We start from the raw sequence: 1,319 nt of genomic DNA, 5'->3' as shown, positions 1-1,319 counted from the left end.
TACTACTGTGTTAAAAAATAAGGCATTATTTGCTTATCTTCAAGTGAGTTACGAGGAAAGCGATGGAAGCCTCTACGAAACGGTTCGAGGAGTACGTGTCTCTAATGGCCCAGTCGCTTGGGCATGCTGATCGCGTGGAGCCGTTTCGTGGCTACTGCACCGGGTTGATGCTGCCRGTCAAGCGTAAGAGCGTTGAGCCCATGGCGGCGCATTTGTCACCAAGCCGGGTACGCTCGGAACATCAACGCCTGCATCACTTCGTAGCCGATGCGCCGTGGTCGGACGAAGCGGTGCTTGATGCGGTGTGCAGTCACACGCTTGAACGAATCAGCCGGCGCGCGGGTTCGCCTGAGGCGCTGATTATTGACGATACCGGCTTTCCGAAAAAGGGTAAGCACTCGGTCGGGGTAGCGCGGCAGTACTGCGGCCAATTGGGCAAGCAAGACAACTGCCAAGTGGCGGTCAGCGTCTCGATCGCCAATGAACACTTCAGTCTGCCAGTGCGCTACCAACTGTATTTGCCGCAAAGCTGGGCCGATGACCCGGAACGGCGTAGCCATGCCAAAGTGCCCGAGGCGATTGAGTTTGTCRCCAAGCCGATGCTCGCCTTGCAACTGCTTGAGAATCTTGGCGAGAGGCGATCGCTGCCGGAATTGGTCCTGGCCGACGCAGGTTATGGGGCGAGCACTGAGTTCCGCGAGCAACTCACGGCGATGGGCTTCACTTATGTGGTCGGGGTTACCGGCACGGTCAGCYTGCAGAACCAAGCTCAGGCGCCTCAGCAGGCRAAAGAGTTGGCCATGCRATTGCCGTCTCGGCGCTTTCGCACTCTCACATGGCGCGAAGGAACCAACCGCGCGTTGTCATCGCGTTTTGCGGCAACACGAGTGCATTGCGCCTCGCGCGCAGCCGGGCCAGGCGGGCCCTCCGAGGAGCAATGGTTGCTCATCGAGTGGCCCAAGGGAGAAGTCGAACCCACCAAGTACTTCCTGAGTACGTTGCCGGCTGACACGCCAATCARGGAACTCGTGCGACTGGCAAAACTGCGCTGGCGCATCGAGCGCGATTATCAGGAGCTCAAGCAGGAACTCGGCTTGGGGCATTTCGAGGGACGCAGTTGGCGCGGCTTTCATCACCATGCGACGCTKTGCATAGCGGCTTATGGCTTTCTTGTCACCGAACGCCTGGCGGCGCAAAAAAAAACTCCAGCCCATCGATTACTCGGCGAGGGATCTACCTTACCCGAAGGCTTCCGGCCCCGGGGCACCCCTGCGTAAGCAGCGTCATGTGGCAGATTCTATCGCCACGCTGCGATTGGA

1 protein-coding gene is annotated in these 1,319 nt (G+C 58.8%); it reads left to right on the top strand.

Annotated features, from left to right (window positions below):
- Nucleotides 1–62 precede the first annotated feature (62 nt).
- Entirely contained in the window at nucleotides 63–1,277 is a 1,215-nt protein-coding gene (locus tag AC1DQ3_RS36435; protein ID WP_477124939.1) for an IS701 family transposase, read from the top strand.
- The last annotated feature ends 42 nt before the right edge of the window (nucleotides 1,278–1,319 follow it).

It is taken from the genome of Cupriavidus sp. 01T418, assembly GCF_056398885.1.
This window is presented reverse-complemented; position numbering and strand designations above follow the sequence as displayed.